12 protein-coding genes are annotated in these 15,169 nt (G+C 70.1%); 4 read left to right on the top strand and 8 right to left on the bottom strand.

What is annotated here, in order from left to right:
• Position 1: 1 nt before the first annotated feature.
• The 3 genes from ACWDN5_RS29640 to ACWDN5_RS29630 all read right to left on the bottom strand — a co-directional run bounded on the left by ACWDN5_RS29640 (position 2) and on the right by ACWDN5_RS29630 (position 3,474).
• The gene (locus ACWDN5_RS29640; protein WP_449678596.1) at positions 2-1,828 is read right to left on the bottom strand and encodes an aKG-HExxH-type peptide beta-hydroxylase; all 1,827 of its coding nucleotides are present in this window, start codon (positions 1,826-1,828) and stop codon (positions 2-4) included.
• Between the two features lie 5 nt (positions 1,829-1,833).
• Positions 1,834-2,028 carry a hypothetical protein gene (locus ACWDN5_RS29635; RefSeq protein ID WP_449678595.1) on the bottom strand — a complete coding sequence of 65 codons (195 nt, stop codon included), beginning with the start codon at positions 2,026-2,028 and terminating at the stop codon, positions 1,834-1,836.
• Positions 2,029-2,295: 267 nt separating this feature from the next.
• Positions 2,296-3,474, bottom strand: coding sequence for a TetR/AcrR family transcriptional regulator (locus ACWDN5_RS29630; RefSeq protein WP_449678594.1), 1,179 nt, complete (start codon positions 3,472-3,474; stop codon positions 2,296-2,298).
• Between the two features lie 148 nt (positions 3,475-3,622).
• Here ACWDN5_RS29630 and ACWDN5_RS29625 point away from each other — a divergent pair, with 148 nt between their 5' ends.
• Entirely contained in the window at positions 3,623-4,834 is a 1,212-nt protein-coding gene (locus ACWDN5_RS29625) for an acetyl-CoA C-acetyltransferase (RefSeq protein ID WP_449678593.1), read from the top strand.
• An 8-nt stretch (positions 4,835-4,842) separates the two neighbouring features.
• Positions 4,843-7,014, top strand: coding sequence for a 3-hydroxyacyl-CoA dehydrogenase NAD-binding domain-containing protein (locus ACWDN5_RS29620; protein WP_449678592.1), 2,172 nt, complete (start codon positions 4,843-4,845; stop codon positions 7,012-7,014).
• A gap of 60 nt (positions 7,015-7,074) precedes the next feature.
• Here ACWDN5_RS29620 and ACWDN5_RS29615 read toward each other — a convergent pair whose 3' ends face one another.
• The 4 genes from ACWDN5_RS29615 to ACWDN5_RS29600 form a co-directional block, all read right to left on the bottom strand.
• Positions 7,075-8,445, bottom strand: a complete 1,371-nt coding sequence (locus ACWDN5_RS29615; RefSeq protein ID WP_449678591.1) for a hypothetical protein — start codon at positions 8,443-8,445, stop codon at positions 7,075-7,077.
• A 176-nt stretch (positions 8,446-8,621) separates the two neighbouring features.
• Complete coding sequence (locus tag ACWDN5_RS29610) at positions 8,622-10,667, bottom strand: MMPL family transporter (protein WP_449678590.1); 2,046 nt, start codon at positions 10,665-10,667, stop codon at positions 8,622-8,624.
• A 114-nt stretch (positions 10,668-10,781) separates the two neighbouring features.
• The gene (locus ACWDN5_RS29605) at positions 10,782-11,447 is read right to left on the bottom strand and encodes a response regulator (protein ID WP_449678589.1); all 666 of its coding nucleotides are present in this window, start codon (positions 11,445-11,447) and stop codon (positions 10,782-10,784) included.
• A 7-nt stretch (positions 11,448-11,454) separates the two neighbouring features.
• On the bottom strand, positions 11,455-12,522 hold the full coding sequence (locus tag ACWDN5_RS29600) for a sensor histidine kinase (RefSeq protein WP_449678588.1): 1,068 nt from the start codon (positions 12,520-12,522) through the stop codon (positions 11,455-11,457).
• Positions 12,523-12,607: 85 nt separating this feature from the next.
• Between ACWDN5_RS29600 and ACWDN5_RS29595 the strand changes: the two genes are divergently transcribed.
• Entirely contained in the window at positions 12,608-13,081 is a 474-nt protein-coding gene (locus ACWDN5_RS29595) for a DUF3761 domain-containing protein (RefSeq protein WP_449678587.1), read from the top strand.
• 86 nt (positions 13,082-13,167) lie between these two features.
• Complete coding sequence (locus ACWDN5_RS29590) at positions 13,168-14,571, top strand: MFS transporter (protein WP_310973297.1); 1,404 nt, start codon at positions 13,168-13,170, stop codon at positions 14,569-14,571.
• Here the strand turns inward: ACWDN5_RS29590 and ACWDN5_RS29585 are convergent.
• Positions 14,568-15,169: SAM-dependent methyltransferase (locus tag ACWDN5_RS29585; RefSeq protein ID WP_449678586.1), on the bottom strand; the 602-nt coding region annotated here is incomplete at its 5' end. The genes ACWDN5_RS29590 and ACWDN5_RS29585 overlap by 4 nt on opposite strands.

The raw sequence follows: 15,169 nt of genomic DNA, 5'->3' as shown, positions 1-15,169 counted from the left end.
GTCAGTAGACCACCTTGCCCAGCCAGCCGGCGACCGCTTCGACCGAAGGTGGCACGGTGACTGCCGCGCGCACCAGCCGGTGCACCGCCCGGACCAGCTCCGGGTGGTGCAGCAGGGCGCGCGTGGCCGGTCCGGTGCTTCTCGCGGCCATTGCGAGGCCCAATCCGACCAGGGCGGAGGGGTCATCCGGATTCGCGGCAAGGAGTTGCCGGTAGCTGTCGGCGGCCTCGAAATAGCGGCCGCTCGCGAACAGCACGTCCGCCGACGTCGCTCCCGGCACCGTCGGACCCCTCGCCGGCAAAGCGGAGCCACCGCCAGGTCCGAAGCGGATCCGGAGCAGGTCGGTGCGCGCGTCGGGCCACGTGCCGTCCGGCACCGGGGTCGGCGGCCCCGGCTCGGGAAGCGGGCCCGCGAACGAGGGCGGACGCCGTCCGACCCAGGCATCGGCGAATGAGGCCACGAGCTGTGGATCCGGCCGCAGGTGGCGTGCGCGCCAAGCTGCATAGTGATCCTGGGCGGCCAAGCCGGCGAGGAAGGCGCTGTGGTGGTGGATCGGCTCGTGCTGCCACGGCGAGAGCCGGGTGGCGACGCACCCGAGGAAGCGACGGCCCGCCGGCGTGAGGCTTTCGTCGGCCCGGACCGCCCTGACCGTCCGCCAGGTCTGAGCACGCCAAAGCGCGAACTCGAACGAGGCGAGCGGATTCTCCGGATCGTCGGCGGCGACGGCACGCCAGAACGCCGTCACGCCGAAGAAGGCGTAGATGCCGTGGATGACACCGCCGATGGGCCGGGGATCGGGCCGCCACGGCGCGTAAAGCCGTTCGCGGGGATCGTCCACGGTCAGGGGGACGAGATGCAGCAGGCCGCCGAGCCGGATGTGCTGGAACTCGTGCACCAGTGCCGCGGCTAGCTGAGCGGGATCGGCGCCATACGCCATTATGGCGCTTCCGAAGGCTTCACCGGTCGACGCGCTCGGCAGCCGGAACGGCACCGGCGGATCCGGCACCAATGAGTCGAGCCCTCCCTGAATCGCCTCGGCGAACTCCGGCACGCGGCCGGCCAGCAGCCGCCAGGCGTCGTCGAGCACGGTCCGCCACGACTCGAGGGTGGCGGCGTCGAGCCGCTGGGGCGGTATCGGCCCGTAGAGTCCCCGGTAGGGGTCGACGTCGTCGAGCTTGACCGCCAGCCGCCGCTCGCCCGCCCACGTCACCGCTTCCCGAATGCCCGACCAGTGTTCGGTGTCCGGAGTGCGTGCGGACGGCACGCGGACCCGGGCTGCGCTGTTCCACACCTCGAAAGCGCCGTCTCGGCCGCGGATGTGCGCGACACCGAACGGTTGCGCGGATCTCAGCCCGGCCATGCCCAGCGTCGGCAGGAATACATTGCCCTGCCAGCAGGGGACGGACGTCTCGAACGTGATGCCCGCGCGGATGGCGGCCGCCGCGGCCAGGCTGTGGAGGTGGCCCAAGTGCACCCAGAACGGGAAGACACCGCTGACGTCGTGCCGGCACAGCCGGATCGTGTACCCCGCCCAGCTACCGGTGTAGGGATGGGCCAGGATCGCTTCCAATGCCGCGGGAGCAGCCTGCTCGGTCTTGGCCAGTAATTCCCAGGCGGAGTCGGGTGACGCCAGCGGTTCGTACAGCTCTGGCGCCTTTGTGGCTTCGTCGATGATTCCACGAATCAGGAGCAGCCGTCTGCTCCGTTCAGCCGCGCGCAGATTCGGAATCTGCGACGGGGTGCTTTCCGCTCGGGCCAGAGCGTCGAAATCCGCCCACGAAAAGTGATGCGTAGGGAGTTCTCCGCAGGTGCTCGGTCCCGTCACCATCGTGGTCAGTCGACGCGCTGCGCGTTGTTGCCGCTGCCGCTGGCGGTCACCCGGATGTGTGAGGCCCGTTCCACGGCATGCCGCAAGGAACTCCGGAGTCTCGGTCCCCCGAGAGTGCGAAGCTCGATCAGCGACACTCCGCCGAGGTCGACGAGCTCCGATTCGACCGCCGGTTCCTCGGTGCGGTGTCGTGCCTGCATGATTGCTCCTCGTGGCCGATGGTGGTTCGTTTCCGGATCGGCGGCGGGTGCGCAGTGCTCACGAACGCGGTTGCGCCGGATGTCGCACTGCACGGCGCCGAACGTCGGGGTGGACGGGCGCAAAAGCCGGACGGGTGTGTGGAATCCGGATCCCGTTTCCTCGTTGCTCCACCATTTCCCCTCTCGCATGGAGAGCGGACCCCGCCGGCCCGGCTTGATTGTCCCGCATTTCCGGCGGTTGCGACAGGGACCGATGCTGTGCGCCGATCAGGGGACACCGAGAACGGTGTGGAGCAATGCGGTCAGCTCCGGCTCGAAGCTCGGCCTCGACGCCACCCGGCGGGTGCGTGCCAGGTCGTTGGCAATGGTCAGCGCCGCGTGGACCGTGATCTTTGCTTCCCTCGGCGGCAGCTCCGGCCGCACCGCTGACAGCAGCGTCACCCACTGGGCCACGTAGTCCCGCTGCACCCGCAGGAGGTCAACCTTGTCCCGGTCTGGCATCGTCACGCGGTCCGCCGAGAACGACACCAGCAGCTCCGGCGTGTGCAAGATCGTGTGTACATACGACGCCGCCAGGCGGCGCAAGGCCGAGCGCTCGTCCGAAGTCTGCAACGCCAGCTCCGCCGCCAGGGCCAGCCTGTCCGCCGCTCGGTGGCCGATTGCCACCATCAAAGCCGCCTTGCTGGGGAAGTGGCGGTACACGCTAGGCCCCGCTATGCCCGCCGCCGCTCCGATGTCCTCCATGCTCACGTCGTGGAAGCCCCTCTGGGCGAACAGGGCCGTTGCCTCCGCCAACACCTGCTCGCGGCGGGAGGGCTTGCCCAGGCTCGATGCGACCGCGGGAGGAGGAGACGACGGTTCGGGGAGTGTGGTGTTCAGCACATCCCAGGCCAGCTCGACCAACAACGCAGCGAAGCGGCGACGCGCCACTGATGTGTGGTGGACCGACACGCTGCCGAACACCGACAGGGCCGCCCAGCACAGGAGCTCGGCGTCCTCGGCCGGCAGCTCCGGACGCTGGGCCTGGAGGGCCTTCGACCACGCCGCCAAGGCCAGCGCTGATCGGCGGGCGATCTCGCGCTGGTCCTCCTTCGGCAGGTGACGGCCCTCCCAGCGCCACAAGGCCGCGATCTCGCGCCGCTCGACCGCCTGGGCGGCGAGCCGGTCGAGGAGGGAATGGAGCTGGTCAGCCGGGGGGACCGAGTCCGACAGGGCCTCCGCCGTCGCCGCTTCCATGTCGTCGAAGCCGCTCAGGACCACGTACGCCAGGATTGCCTGCTTGTCCGCGAAGTGGCGGTACAACGCCGGCCCCGTTACGCCCGCCGCGTCCGCTATGTCCTTGATGCCGACTCCGGGGAAGCCCCGGGCGCGGAACAGCTCCGCCGCCACCGCGGCCAGCTGGGCCTTGCGGTCGCGGGGGCGCGCGCTACGCACTGAGTCGGTCATGGTGAGTGAACGATAGCGGTTAACGGCACACCTGCAACCCATTGACACCATGGGGTTATCCGGCGATATGTTAATGGCCATTAGCCCTACTGGCCGGTATCATCGGCCATGGCACGACGACGTCCACACGCTCGCGAGGAGTTGTTCTGTGAGTAGCGAGGCCTACATCTACGAGGCGATCCGCACGCCTCGCGGCAAGAACAAGGGCGGTGCCCTGCACGGCACCAAGCCGGTCGACCTGGTGGTCGGCCTGATCAACGAACTCAAGGTCCGCCACCCGAACCTCGATCCGCAGGCGATCGACGACATCGTCCTCGGCGTCGTCTCGCCCGTCGGTGAGCAGGGCGCCGTCATCGCGCGCACCGCCGCCCTCAACGCGGGCCTGCCCGAGACCGTCGCCGGCGTGCAGCTCAACCGCTTCTGCGCCTCCGGCCTCGAGGCCACCAACACCGCCGCGCAGAAGGTGCGCTCCGGCTGGGACAACCTGATCATCGCCGGCGGCGTCGAGTCGATGTCGCGCGTGCCGATGGGTTCCGACGGCGGCGCGCTGTTCATGGACCCGGCCACCGCCTACGACAACTACATCGTCCCGCAGGGCACCGGCGCCGACCTGATCGCGACCATCGAGGGCTTCTCCCGCGAGGACGTCGACCGCTGGGCCGTCCGCTCGCAGGACCGCGCCGAGGCCGCCTGGTCCGGCGGCTACTTCGCGAAGTCCGTCGTGCCGGTCAAGGACATCAACGGCGTCACCGTCCTCGACCACGACGAGCACCGCCGTCCCGGCTCCACCGTCGAGAGCCTCGGCAAGCTCAAGCCCGCCTTCGCCGGCATCGGCGAGCTGGGCGGCTTCGACGCCGTCGCGCTGCAGAAGTACCACTCGGTCGAGAAGATCAACCACGTCCACACCGGCGGCAACTCCTCCGGCATCGTCGACGGCGCCGCGCTGGTGCTCGTCGGCTCCGAGCAGGTCGGCAAGACCTTCGGGCTGACCCCGCGCGCCCGGATCGTGGCCACCGCGTCGATCGGCTCCGAGCCGACGATCATGCTCACCGGGCCCACCCCGGCCACCGAGAAGGTGCTGAAGACCGCGGGTCTCAAGCCCGAGGACATCGACCTGTGGGAGCTCAACGAGGCGTTCGCCTCCGTCGTGCTCAAGTGGATCAAGGACCTGCACCTCGACGAGGAGAAGGTCAACGTCAACGGCGGCGCGATCGCCATGGGCCACCCGCTCGGCGCCACCGGCGCGATGCTGGTCGGCACCGTGGTCGACGAGCTGGAACGCCGCCAGGCGCGCCGCGCCCTGGTGACCCTGTGCATCGGCGGCGGCATGGGCGTCGCGACCATCATCGAGCGGGTGTGAGGACCGAAATGGCTGAAAGCAAGACCATCCGCTGGGAGCAGGACGAAGACGGCATCGTCACCCTGACCCTGGACGACCCGAACCAGTCGGCGAACACGATGAACGCCGACTTCCGCGAGTCGCTCGGTGTCACGGTCGACCGCCTCGAAACGGAGAAGGACAACATCACCGGTGTTGTCATCACGTCCGCCAAGAAGACGTTCTTCGCCGGCGGCGACCTCAACGACCTCATCCAGGCCAAGCCCGAGCACGCCGTCGAGCTGACCGAGGGCAGCACCCTGATGAAGGGGCAGATGCGCCGCATCGAGCAGCTCGGCAAGCCGGTCGTCGCGGCGATCAACGGCGCCGCGCTCGGCGGCGGCCTGGAGATCGCGCTGGCGACGCACCACCGCATCGCCGCCGACGTCAAGGGCAGCCAGATCGGCCTGCCCGAGGTGACGCTGGGCCTGCTGCCCGGCGGCGGTGGCGTGGTCCGCACCGTGCGCCTGCTCGGCATCCAGAGCGCGCTGCTGAACGTCCTGCTCCAGGGCCAGCGGCACCGGCCGGCCAAGGCGCTGGAGCTTGGCCTGGTGCACGAGCTCGTCGGCACGGTCGAGGAGCTCGTCCCCGCCGCGAAGGCGTGGATCAAGGCGAACCCCGAGGGCGGCGTGCAGCCGTGGGACGTCAAGGGCTACAAGATCCCGGGCGGCACCCCGTCGAACCCGAGCTTCGCGGCCAACCTCCCGGCGTTCCCGGCGAACCTGCGCAAGCAGATCAAGGGCGCGAACATGCCGGCGCCGCGGGCGATCCTGGCCGCCGCGATCGAGGGCGCGCAGGTCGACTTCGACACCGCGATCCAGATCGAGACGCGCTACTTCATCCACCTCGCCACCGGCCAGGTCTCGAAGAACATGACGAAGGCGTTCTTCTTCGACCTGCAGACCATCAACTCCGGCGGCTCGCGGCCGGACGGCTTCGAGAAGTACACGGCTCGCAAGGTGGGCGTCCTGGGCGCGGGCATGATGGGCGCCGCGATCGCGTACGTGTCGGCGAAGGCCGGCATCGACGTCGTCCTCAAGGACGTCTCGCAGGAGGCGGCCGAAAAGGGCAAGGGTTACGCGGAGAAACTGGAGCAGAAGGCCCTCTCGCGCGGCAAGACCACGCAGGAGAAGTCGGACGCGCTGCTGGCCAAGATCAAGCCGACCGCCGACCCGGCCGACTTCGCGGGCGTCGACTTCGTCATCGAGGCCGTGTTCGAGAGCGTCGAGCTGAAGCACAAGGTGTTCGGCGAGATCGAGGGCATCGTCAACGCCGACGCCGTGCTGGGCTCGAACACCTCGACGCTGCCGATCACCACCCTCGCCGAGGGCGTGCAGCGCACCGAGGACTTCATCGGGATCCACTTCTTCTCGCCGGTGGACAAGATGCCGCTGGTCGAGATCATCTGCGGCGAGAAGACGTCGCCGGCGACGCTGGCCAAGGTCTTCGACTACACGCTGCAGATCAAGAAGACCCCGATCGTCGTCAACGACAGCCGCGGCTTCTTCACCTCGCGCGTGATCGGCACGTTCATCAACGAGGCCGTCGCCGCGCTGGGCGAGGGCGTCGAGCCGGCGTCGATCGAGCAGGCGGGTTCGCAGGCCGGCTACCCGGCGCCGCCGCTGCAGCTGATGGACGAGCTGACGCTGACCCTGCCGCGCAAGATCCGCAAGGAGACTCGCGAAGCGGTCGAGGCCGCGGGCGGCACATGGAAGGCGCACGCGTCGGAGACCGTGATCGACCGGATGGTCGAGGAGTTCGACCGCAAGGGCCGTTCGACCGGCGCGGGCTTCTACGAGTACGACGCCGAAGGCAAGCGCGTCGGCCTGTGGCCGGGGCTGCGTGACGCGTTCAAGTCGGGCTCGGCCGAGGTGCCGTTCGAGGACCTCAAGGAGCGGATGCTCTTCGCCGAGGCCCTCGAGACGGTGAAGTGCTTCGACGAGGGCGTGCTGACATCGGTGGCCGACGCCAACATCGGCTCGATCTTCGGCATCGGCTTCCCGGCCTGGACCGGTGGCGTCATCCAGTACATCAACCAGTACGAGGGTGGCCTGCAGGGCTTCGTCGACCGAGCCCGTGAGCTGGCCGCCCGGTACGGCGACCACTTCGAGCCGCCGGCGTCGCTGGTGGAGAAGGCCGCCAAGGGCGAGATCTACGAATAACGGCTGACGTGGAGAGGGCCGCCATCGGATTCCGGTGGCGGCCCTTCAACGTGTCCGGGGTCAGGTGGATCGGAGTTCTCGCCGCCCTTCGCCGAGCCAGCGGAGCGCCAAGACGGTGCCGTCTCCGTCCATCGAGACGACTCCGCCCCAGTCCCCTTCCGCAGCGGCGGAACGCCCGGCCCACCGCGCGAACATCCGCGGAGCTTCCACGAGGTAGGACCCCAGATCCTTGTCCCGGGCGAGGAGCGTGTGAAGCACCTCGGGGATGCCCGAGAAGACTTCGACCCGCCGTCGATCGAGGCGGAAGACGTGGTCGGTGCCGACGAGCTCCACACCGCCGAGGTCGACGCGGACATCGCATTCGGCGTTCGTGGCGTGCTGGGAGTAGTCGTCACCAAGCCGGATCTGCTGCCGCGGGGTCAGGTAGTGAGCGGCGCTCTCCCGGTCGCCGACGAAGGTGAGGACCGCGGCTGCCGCGGTCCTCACCAGTACGCGGGAGAACCATTCGTAATCGACCGCACGGACGTTGAACCCCGGCCGAGTACCGGCGGTGTCGTCTTCCATGACCTGAGGAATCTGTGGGAACAGATTCAGCTGCTCCGCCGGCCCGGTCGGATCCGGGAGCCCGGCGCCAGGCTCCTGGAGCACTCCGTCACCGGGTGGGTCGAGCAGTCCCAGCCCGATACCGCCGTCCCCGGCAAGCGCCGTCGACATCAGCAGGCTGGGCGCCGGTGCACCGTCGAGCGCGAAGGCCTGCACCCGTTCCGCGGCCCGAGCCAGCTGGTCGTGCTGCATACCAGCCTTGCCGTGCGTGCCCCGGCACTCGACGACGACGAGCCGGAGCGGGCTGCCCGGCTTCTTCCCGATGAGGAAGTAGCCGGGCCGGGTCTGGGTGAGGTACCTGCCTTTCGATTCCTTGCCGCGGAGGGCCCAGCCCGCCTCCAGCGCGACTTCCGCGTCGACGACTTCGAAGTGGTGGCCGGGGTGCTGCCGGGAGAGGATTTCCCGCGCTGCCCGGAGGGCGAACGCCGCTCCGAGATCTTGCGCCTGGACGGTTTTGCGGTGGTAACGCTGAAGCTTCCCGTTGGCGGAGAGCTCCATGCGACCGTGGTGGTCGGCTTGCAGGGTCGTCAGATACCGGAGGTAGTTCCAATGCTGGGACAGGCCACGAGAAGGGGTCTGCCCGGCGAGTACGGTCGCGCGTCCGAGCGTGTGAAGCAGTTCCCACGGCGTGGCGACCATCCCGCGGTGGTGCAGAACAGGCGAAAGCGGCGTCAGTGCGGGTTTGCGGGGAACCGCCTCCTTCTCTTCCTCAGCCCGCTTTTCGGCCACCTTGTGCGCGGCTCGCTCGACTCGCCAGGCGAGATCCTGGGTGGATTCGATCGTCACGTGAGCCTGCTGCCGGAGCTGTTCCAACGGATCTTCGAGCATCGCGGGTGTCCCTCCCCGTTCGTCCTGGACGTCCCTCCACTCCAATTCACCCGACGGCGCACGATGTTGTCTGCCGCTCAACCGGTTGTTCACCGTAAAGGTAAACTCACTGTGAGTGATCTTTGAGATGTTCGGCCGAAGCTGTTGAGCGCATTGCCGGGCGCCGGGGCGCCACGTCACGGCTCCAGCGCGAAGTGCGGCAGCCGCCGATCCAGCCACTTCGGCAGCCACCACGCGCGGGCACCCAGCAGCCGCATGATCGCCGGGACGACCAAGCAGCGGATCACCAGTGCGTCCAGCAGGACCGCGACCGCCAGGCCGAGGCCGAACTGGGCCAGCATGCGGGATGGGTCGAGCAGGAACGCTCCGAACACCAGGACCATGATCGCGCCCGCGGCGGTGATCACCGCCCCCGTCGAGGCCAGGCCTTCGCGCACCGCCAACTGGGCGTTGCCCGTGCGGCGCCACTCCTCGTGCATGCGGGACACCAGGAACACCTCGTAGTCCATCGACAGCCCGAAGACGATCGCGAAGATCATCACCGGGACGAACGCCTCGATCGGGCCCGGCTGCGCGCCGAACCAGCCGTCGCCGAACACCAAGGTCATCACGCCGAGCGAAGCGCCGATGCTCAGCAAGTTCAGCAGCGCCGCCTTGAGCGGGATCAGCACCGAGCGGAACACCACCATCAGCAGCAACGCCGACAACCCGACGACGACCAGCACGAACAGCGGCAGCCGGTCCGCGACGGCGTCCGCGAAGTCCGTCGCCGCCGCGACCGAACCGCCGACGAGGTAGTGGCCCGGCAGCGTCGGGAGGACTTCGGTACGCAGCCGCGTCACCAGATCGGCGGTGGCCTCGTCCTGGGGTGACGTCGTCGGGAACACCAGAACCGTCCGGCCCATCGGCGGCAGGACCTGGGCGATGCCCGGTGTCGACGCCAGTTTCTGCTGCAGCGCACCGGTGTCGCCGTCTTCGGTCACGATCGCGAGCGGGCCGGTGAAGCCCGGGCCGAAGCCCTCGGCCAGCAGGTCGTAGGCCTTGCGCGTGGTGGAACCGGCCGGGTCGGTGCTCGCGTCGGCGAACCCGAGCCGCATGCCGGCGGCCGGAATGGACAGTCCGATGAGGACGATCAAGCCGAGCGCCAGTGGCGCCAGCGGACGCCGTTGGACGCTGTCGGCGAGCCGTCGCCACGCCTTGCCGGGCTCCTTCCGAAGAGCCTGCCGGCGGATCCCGCGCTCGAGCCGCTTGCCGAACAACGACAGCAGCGCGGGCAGGAGCGTCACGGACGCGAGCATCGTCATCAGGACCGTCAGCGCGACGGACAACGCGACCCCGCGCAGCCCGCCGAGTCCCAGCGCGAGGAGGCCGAGCAGGGCGATGATCACCGTCGTCCCGGCGAACAGGACCGAGCGGCCGGCCGTGTCGAGGGCTCGCCGGGCCGCCGGCTCGCGGTCGTGGCCGGCGAGGATTTCCGTGCGGTAGCGGGAAAAGATGAGCAGCGCGTAGTCGACGCCGACGCCGAACCCGACCAGCATCATCAGCGGCGAGGTGTAGCTCGCGATGTCGACGAAGTGCGAGACGACCGTGATCACGCCCAGCGTGCTGCCGACCGCGAACACCGCGGTGATGACCGGTAGCCCGGCCGCGAGCAGCGAGCGAAACAGGAACACGAGGATGACCAGCGCGGCGAGCAAGCCGACCCCCTCCGCGGGACCGCCGCCTCCGGAGATCCGCTCGATCGGGTCCCCGGCGAGCGCGACCTCGACCGGCCCGGCCCGCTTGGCGGTGTCGGCGAACTTCACGATGTCGTCGTAGGGGAGATCGGTCGACGCCGCGTCGAAAGTGACGGTGGCGTAACCGATCCGTCCGTCGGGCGAGAGCGTCGTCTCGGTCACCGACCGCACGTGCGGCAGGGACCGGACTTCGCCGAGCATGGTGTCGATCGACGCCCGGTTGGCGGCGAGCCCGCTGTCGGCTTTCAGCACGATCTGCGCGCTCGCGCCGGACTGCGCGGAGTTCTCGAGCAGGTCCACGACCTGCTGGGATTCGGTGCCGGGCAACGAGTTGTCGTCGTGGAACGCGCTGCCGGCCAGCTGCGAGGTGAACGTGACGCCGATGAGGACCAGCGCCCAGAGCGCGACGGCGAGCCACCGGTGGCGCTGCGCCCAGCCGGCCAGCCGCGCCAGGCCGCCCCCGGAGGTACGAGTGATGGTGTCCATGGTGGACAAGGATTCGCGAGCAGGGCCCTACCGCGCGTCGCGCAGCGGAGGACACTTCACGTGCTCCCGGCGGTGTCCCCTAAGGCCGGTCCCGTACACCCGGGGGAGTACGGGTCAGGGCGCCAGCCACCGCGGCGTCACCGCGCCGGACTCGTAGGCGAGGACGACCAGTTGCGCGCGATCGTGCGTGCCGGTCTTGGTCATGATGCGGCTGACGTGCGTTTTCGCTGTGGCCGGGCTCAGCGTGAGCTCGCGCGCGATGTCGTCGTTCGACAGCCCGGCCGCGACCAGGGACAGCACCTCGCGCTCGCGGTCGGTGAGCCGGTCGAGCGCCGGGGACGGCGCCGGCCGGGTGCCGCGTGCGGCGAACTCCGCGATCAGCCGCCGGGTGATCGACGGCGCCAGCAGCGCGTCGCCGCGGGCGACCACGCGCACGGCGTGGATCAGCTCCTCGGGCTCGGTGTCCTTGACCAGGAACCCGCTCGCGCCCGCCCGCAGCGCGCCGTAGACGTCCTCGTCGAGGTCGAACGTCGTGAGGATGACGACCTTGGTCCGCACGCCCGGGTCTTCGAGGAGGTGCCGGGTGGCGGCGAGGCCGTCGAGCACCGGCATCCGGATGTCCATCAGCACGACGTCGGGGTGGTGGTCGTGCGCGGCCTGCAATGCCTCGCGTCCGTCCGCGGCCTCGGCGACGACGGAGATGTCGTCCTCCCCGTCCAAAATGGACCGGAAGCCGGCGCGGACGAGCCGCTGGTCGTCGACGATCAGGACCCGGATCATCGGCCCATCATCGCACCGGCAGCCGGGCGCGCACGCGGTAACCGCCGTCTTCGCGCGGCGCCGCGGTCAGCTCGCCGCCGAGGGCCCGCGCGCGTTCGGCCATCCCGTGGATGCCGTTGCCCGCCGGCGCCGCGCCGCCGCGGCCGTCGTCGTCGACCTGCACGGACAGCTCGTCGGCGCCGTAGCCGAGCCGGACGACGACGGTCTTCGCGCCGGCGTGCTTGGCGACGTTCGTCAGCGCCTCCTGGACCACCCGGAACGCGGCGTGCTCGACGTCCGGCGGCAGATCCCGGGCGACCCCGTCGATCTCGGTGCGCACGGTCAGCCCGGAGGCGCCGACCGATTCGGCCAGCTCCGCGACCCGCTGGAGGCTCGGCCCGTCGGTGGCGCGGAGCATGCCGAGCGTCGTGCGCAACTCCTGGAGTGCGGTCTTGCTGGCGTCCTTGATGGCGCCGAGCGCTTCCTCGGCCTGCCCGGGGTCACGGCGGTGCAGCGCGGCGCCGGCCTGGACGTTGATCAGCGCGAGGTGGTGGCCGAGGACGTCGTGCAGCTCGCGGGCGATGCGCAGGCGTTCGTCGGTGGCGCGGGCCCGGGCCTCGGCCTCCTTGGTGCGCTCGGCTTCGGCGCGGTAGTGCGCGACGGCGCCGCCCGCGACCAGGGCGACGAACCAGCCGGTCATCAGGAAGAAGGCGAAGTTGTCGACGTGCCGCCCGGTCCGCGAGGCGATTTCCCCGGCGGTGACCCCGGCCATCGCGGCGACGACGAGCAGCGCGGCCCCGCGAATCCGCCCGGCCGCGGCGGCGTTGTAGAGGGCGTAGGCGAAGGCGAGCAGGACGAGGCCGTCGGGATCGGTGAGCGGGTAGTAGAGGGCGCAACAGCCGAGCGTGACCGCGGCGACGGTCAGGGGGAAGGGGCGGCGGAAGAAGAGGGCAGCACAGGCGAGGACGGTGAGCACCCAGCCGAGCGCGGCGTGGCGCGGGGGCTCTGGACGGTCCCCCAGCACGGCGAAGAGCGAGCCGGCGAGCACGGTCACGGTGACCGTGAGCTCCACTGCGAACCGGCGCAACCAGGACATACGGCGAGTTTAGGAGAATCGGCGTAACAACCGGGCGCGTTCGATCGACTCTTCGGCATTGCTTCGTGATGCTAAGGGAGTCGGCATGCGGATGAAGTTCGGTGCGGTGCTGGTCGCGGGTGTGCTGGTCGCGGGCTGCGGGGCCGGCACCGTGCCGCCCAAGGACGCCGGGAACCTCGGGGTGGTCGCCCCCACCACGTCGGCGTATTCGATCCCGGCGTATTCGGCGCCGACGGAGACGTCGACGTCGGCGCCGACGACGTCCGAAGCGCCGGTGGCCACCACGACCCCGGAGGCGCCGAAGACGGTCGCACCCAAGGTGACCGCTCCGAAGGCGACCACGCCGCGGACCACCGCCCCGCGCACCACCGCGCAGGCCGCCCCGAAGCCGGCCGAGTGCGGTGCCGACTACTACCGGAACTCGGACGGCAACTGCGTCCACCGGCCCAGTGACAACCCGGCCGGCGCCACGGCCCTCTGCAAGGACGGCACCTACAGCTACAGCCAGCACCGCTCGGGCACCTGCTCCGGCCATGGAGGCGTCCGCACCTGGCTGTGACGAAACCGCCACTCGTACGGAAACCCGTCACCCCGTAGGTACAGTGCATGAAGTTGCATGACGCGTACTAAACACACACTGGGGGTGTGGTGGTGTCCCGTTCCGGCCGGGCGATCGTCGTGGTGCTCGCCTCGTGCGGGCTCGTTGCGTCCTTCATGCAGACGCTGGTCGTGCCGCTGATCCCGGTTTTCCCGCGGCTGCTGCACGCGTCCCCGGCCGATGCCTCCTGGGTGGTCACCGTGACGCTGCTGGCCGCGTCCGTCGTCACCCCCGTCAGCGGGCGGCTCGGCGACCTCTACGGCAAACGGCGGATGATCCTCGTCAGCCTCGGGCTGCTCATCGCCGGCTCGGTCGTGTCCGCGACGACCAGCGCGCTCGCCTTCCAGATCCTCGGCCGCGGGCTGCAGGGCTGCGCGATGGGCGTCATCCCGCTCGGCATCAGCATCATGCGCGACGAACTGCCGCCCGAACGCGTCGGCGGCGCGATCTCGCTGATGAGCGCGACGCTCGGGGTCGGCGGCGCCATCGGGCTGCCGGTCGCGGCCGTGGTCGCCGAGAACGCCGACTGGCACGTGCTCTTCTGGACCGCCGCCGGGCTCGGGCTGGCCTGCGCGCTGCTGATCCTCACCGTGGTGCCCGAGTCGCCGGTGCGGACGCCGGCGCCGTTCGACTACTTCGGCGCCTTCGGCCTGGCCGCCGGGCTGCTCTGCCTGCTGCTGCCGGTGGTCAAGGGCGGCACCTGGGGCTGGACCAGCGCCCCGACGCTCGGGCTGGCCGCGGCCGCCGTGGTCGTCCTGCTCGGTTGGGGCGCCTACCAGCTGCGCCGCCGGGATCCGTTGGTCGACCTGCGGGTGTCCGCGCGCCGCCCGGTGTTGTTCACGAACCTCGCGTCGATCATGGTCGGCTTCGCCCTGTACGCCATGGCGTTGTCGTTCCCGCAGCTGCTGCAGGCGCCGGCGTCGACCGGCTACGGGCTGGGTCAGACGCTGGTCGAGTCCGGCCTCACGCTGGCCCCGAACGGCCTGGTGATGATGCTGCTCTCGCCGGTTTCGGCACGGCTCATCGCCCGGTTCGGCCCGCGCCCGACGCTGATCAGCGGCTCGCTGGTGATCGCCGCCGGGTACGCGTTCGCCATCGTGCTCATGGACAACGCCGCCGAGCTGATCACGGCGTCGGTGATCATCGGGGCCGGCGTCGGCATCGCGTACGCGGCGATGCCCGCGCTGATCATGGGTTCGGTGCCGATCACCGAAACGGCGTCGGCGAACGGCCTGAACTCCCTGATGCGCGGGGTCGGCACGGCCGTCTCCAGCGCGGTGATGGCGGCGATGCTGGCCCAGCTGACCATCACCGTCGGCGGGCTGCCGGTGCCGTCGCTGTTCGGCTTCCGCGCCACGTTCGCCGTGGCCGCGTTCGCCGCGCTGGCGGGGGCGCTGCTCGCGGCGCTGGTCCCGCGGACGCGGACCGCGCCGGAGCTGGTCGCCGTCTAGTTCTTGCGGGCCACCAGGGCCAGTCCACCGCATTCCGTGGGGTCGGGGGGCATTTCCGCGGGGTTGTCCGGCCGCCACTCGGGGATGAACACGATGCCCGGGTCGACGATTTCGAAGCCGTCGACCAGCGTCCGGAGCTCGTCGGCCGAGCGCGGGGTCACCGGGTTCGCGCTCTTCTGGTACATCGCGACCGCACGGGCCGTGTCGTCGCTCTGCTGCTCGTAGGTGGCGGACGACAGCGCGAGGTAGCTGCCGGGCGCGAGCGCGTCGCGGTAGGCGGCGATCAGCCCGGCCGGGTTGCGCTCGTCCGGGATGAAGTGCACGAACAGCGCCATCACGACCATCACCGGCTGGTCCAGGTCGAGCATCATCTCGGTGATGTCGTGCTCGAGGACGTCGTCAGGGAACTCGGCGTCGGCGTGCACCATGGCCGCGTTGTCGTTGTCCTCCAGGACGATCTCGCTGTGCGCGACGGCGACCGGCTCGTTGTCGACGTAGACGACGCGCGCGTTGGCGTCGACGGCTTGGGCGACTTCGTGCACGTGCCCGACCGTCGGCATCCCCGAACCGATGTCCAGGAATTGCCGGATGCCCTGGT

The organism is Amycolatopsis sp. NPDC003731 (assembly GCF_053586895.1).
The sequence above is the reverse complement of the archived record's forward strand: the minus strand, read 5'-3'. Positions and strand labels throughout refer to the sequence as shown.

What these genes read in the sequence shown, in the direction of transcription:
- ACWDN5_RS29600 (WP_449678588.1), bottom strand. Translation starts at nt 12,522, where the DNA reads ATGTCCTGGTTGCGCCGGTTCGCAGTGGAGCTCACGGTCACCGTGACC.
- ACWDN5_RS29635 (WP_449678595.1), bottom strand. Translation starts at nt 2,028, where the DNA reads ATGCAGGCACGACACCGCACCGAGGAACCGGCGGTCGAATCGGAGCTC.
- ACWDN5_RS29605 (WP_449678589.1), bottom strand. Translation starts at nt 11,447, where the DNA reads ATGATCCGGGTCCTGATCGTCGACGACCAGCGGCTCGTCCGCGCCGGC.
- ACWDN5_RS29640 (WP_449678596.1), bottom strand. Translation starts at nt 1,828, where the DNA reads ATGGTGACGGGACCGAGCACCTGCGGAGAACTCCCTACGCATCACTTT.
- ACWDN5_RS29615 (WP_449678591.1), bottom strand. Translation starts at nt 8,445, where the DNA reads ATGCTCGAAGATCCGTTGGAACAGCTCCGGCAGCAGGCTCACGTGACG.
- ACWDN5_RS29630 (WP_449678594.1), bottom strand. Translation starts at nt 3,474, where the DNA reads ATGACCGACTCAGTGCGTAGCGCGCGCCCCCGCGACCGCAAGGCCCAG.
- ACWDN5_RS29620 (WP_449678592.1), top strand. Translation starts at nt 4,843, where the DNA reads ATGGCTGAAAGCAAGACCATCCGCTGGGAGCAGGACGAAGACGGCATC.
- ACWDN5_RS29610 (WP_449678590.1), bottom strand. Translation starts at nt 10,667, where the DNA reads ATGGACACCATCACTCGTACCTCCGGGGGCGGCCTGGCGCGGCTGGCC.
- ACWDN5_RS29595 (WP_449678587.1), top strand. Translation starts at nt 12,608, where the DNA reads ATGCGGATGAAGTTCGGTGCGGTGCTGGTCGCGGGTGTGCTGGTCGCG.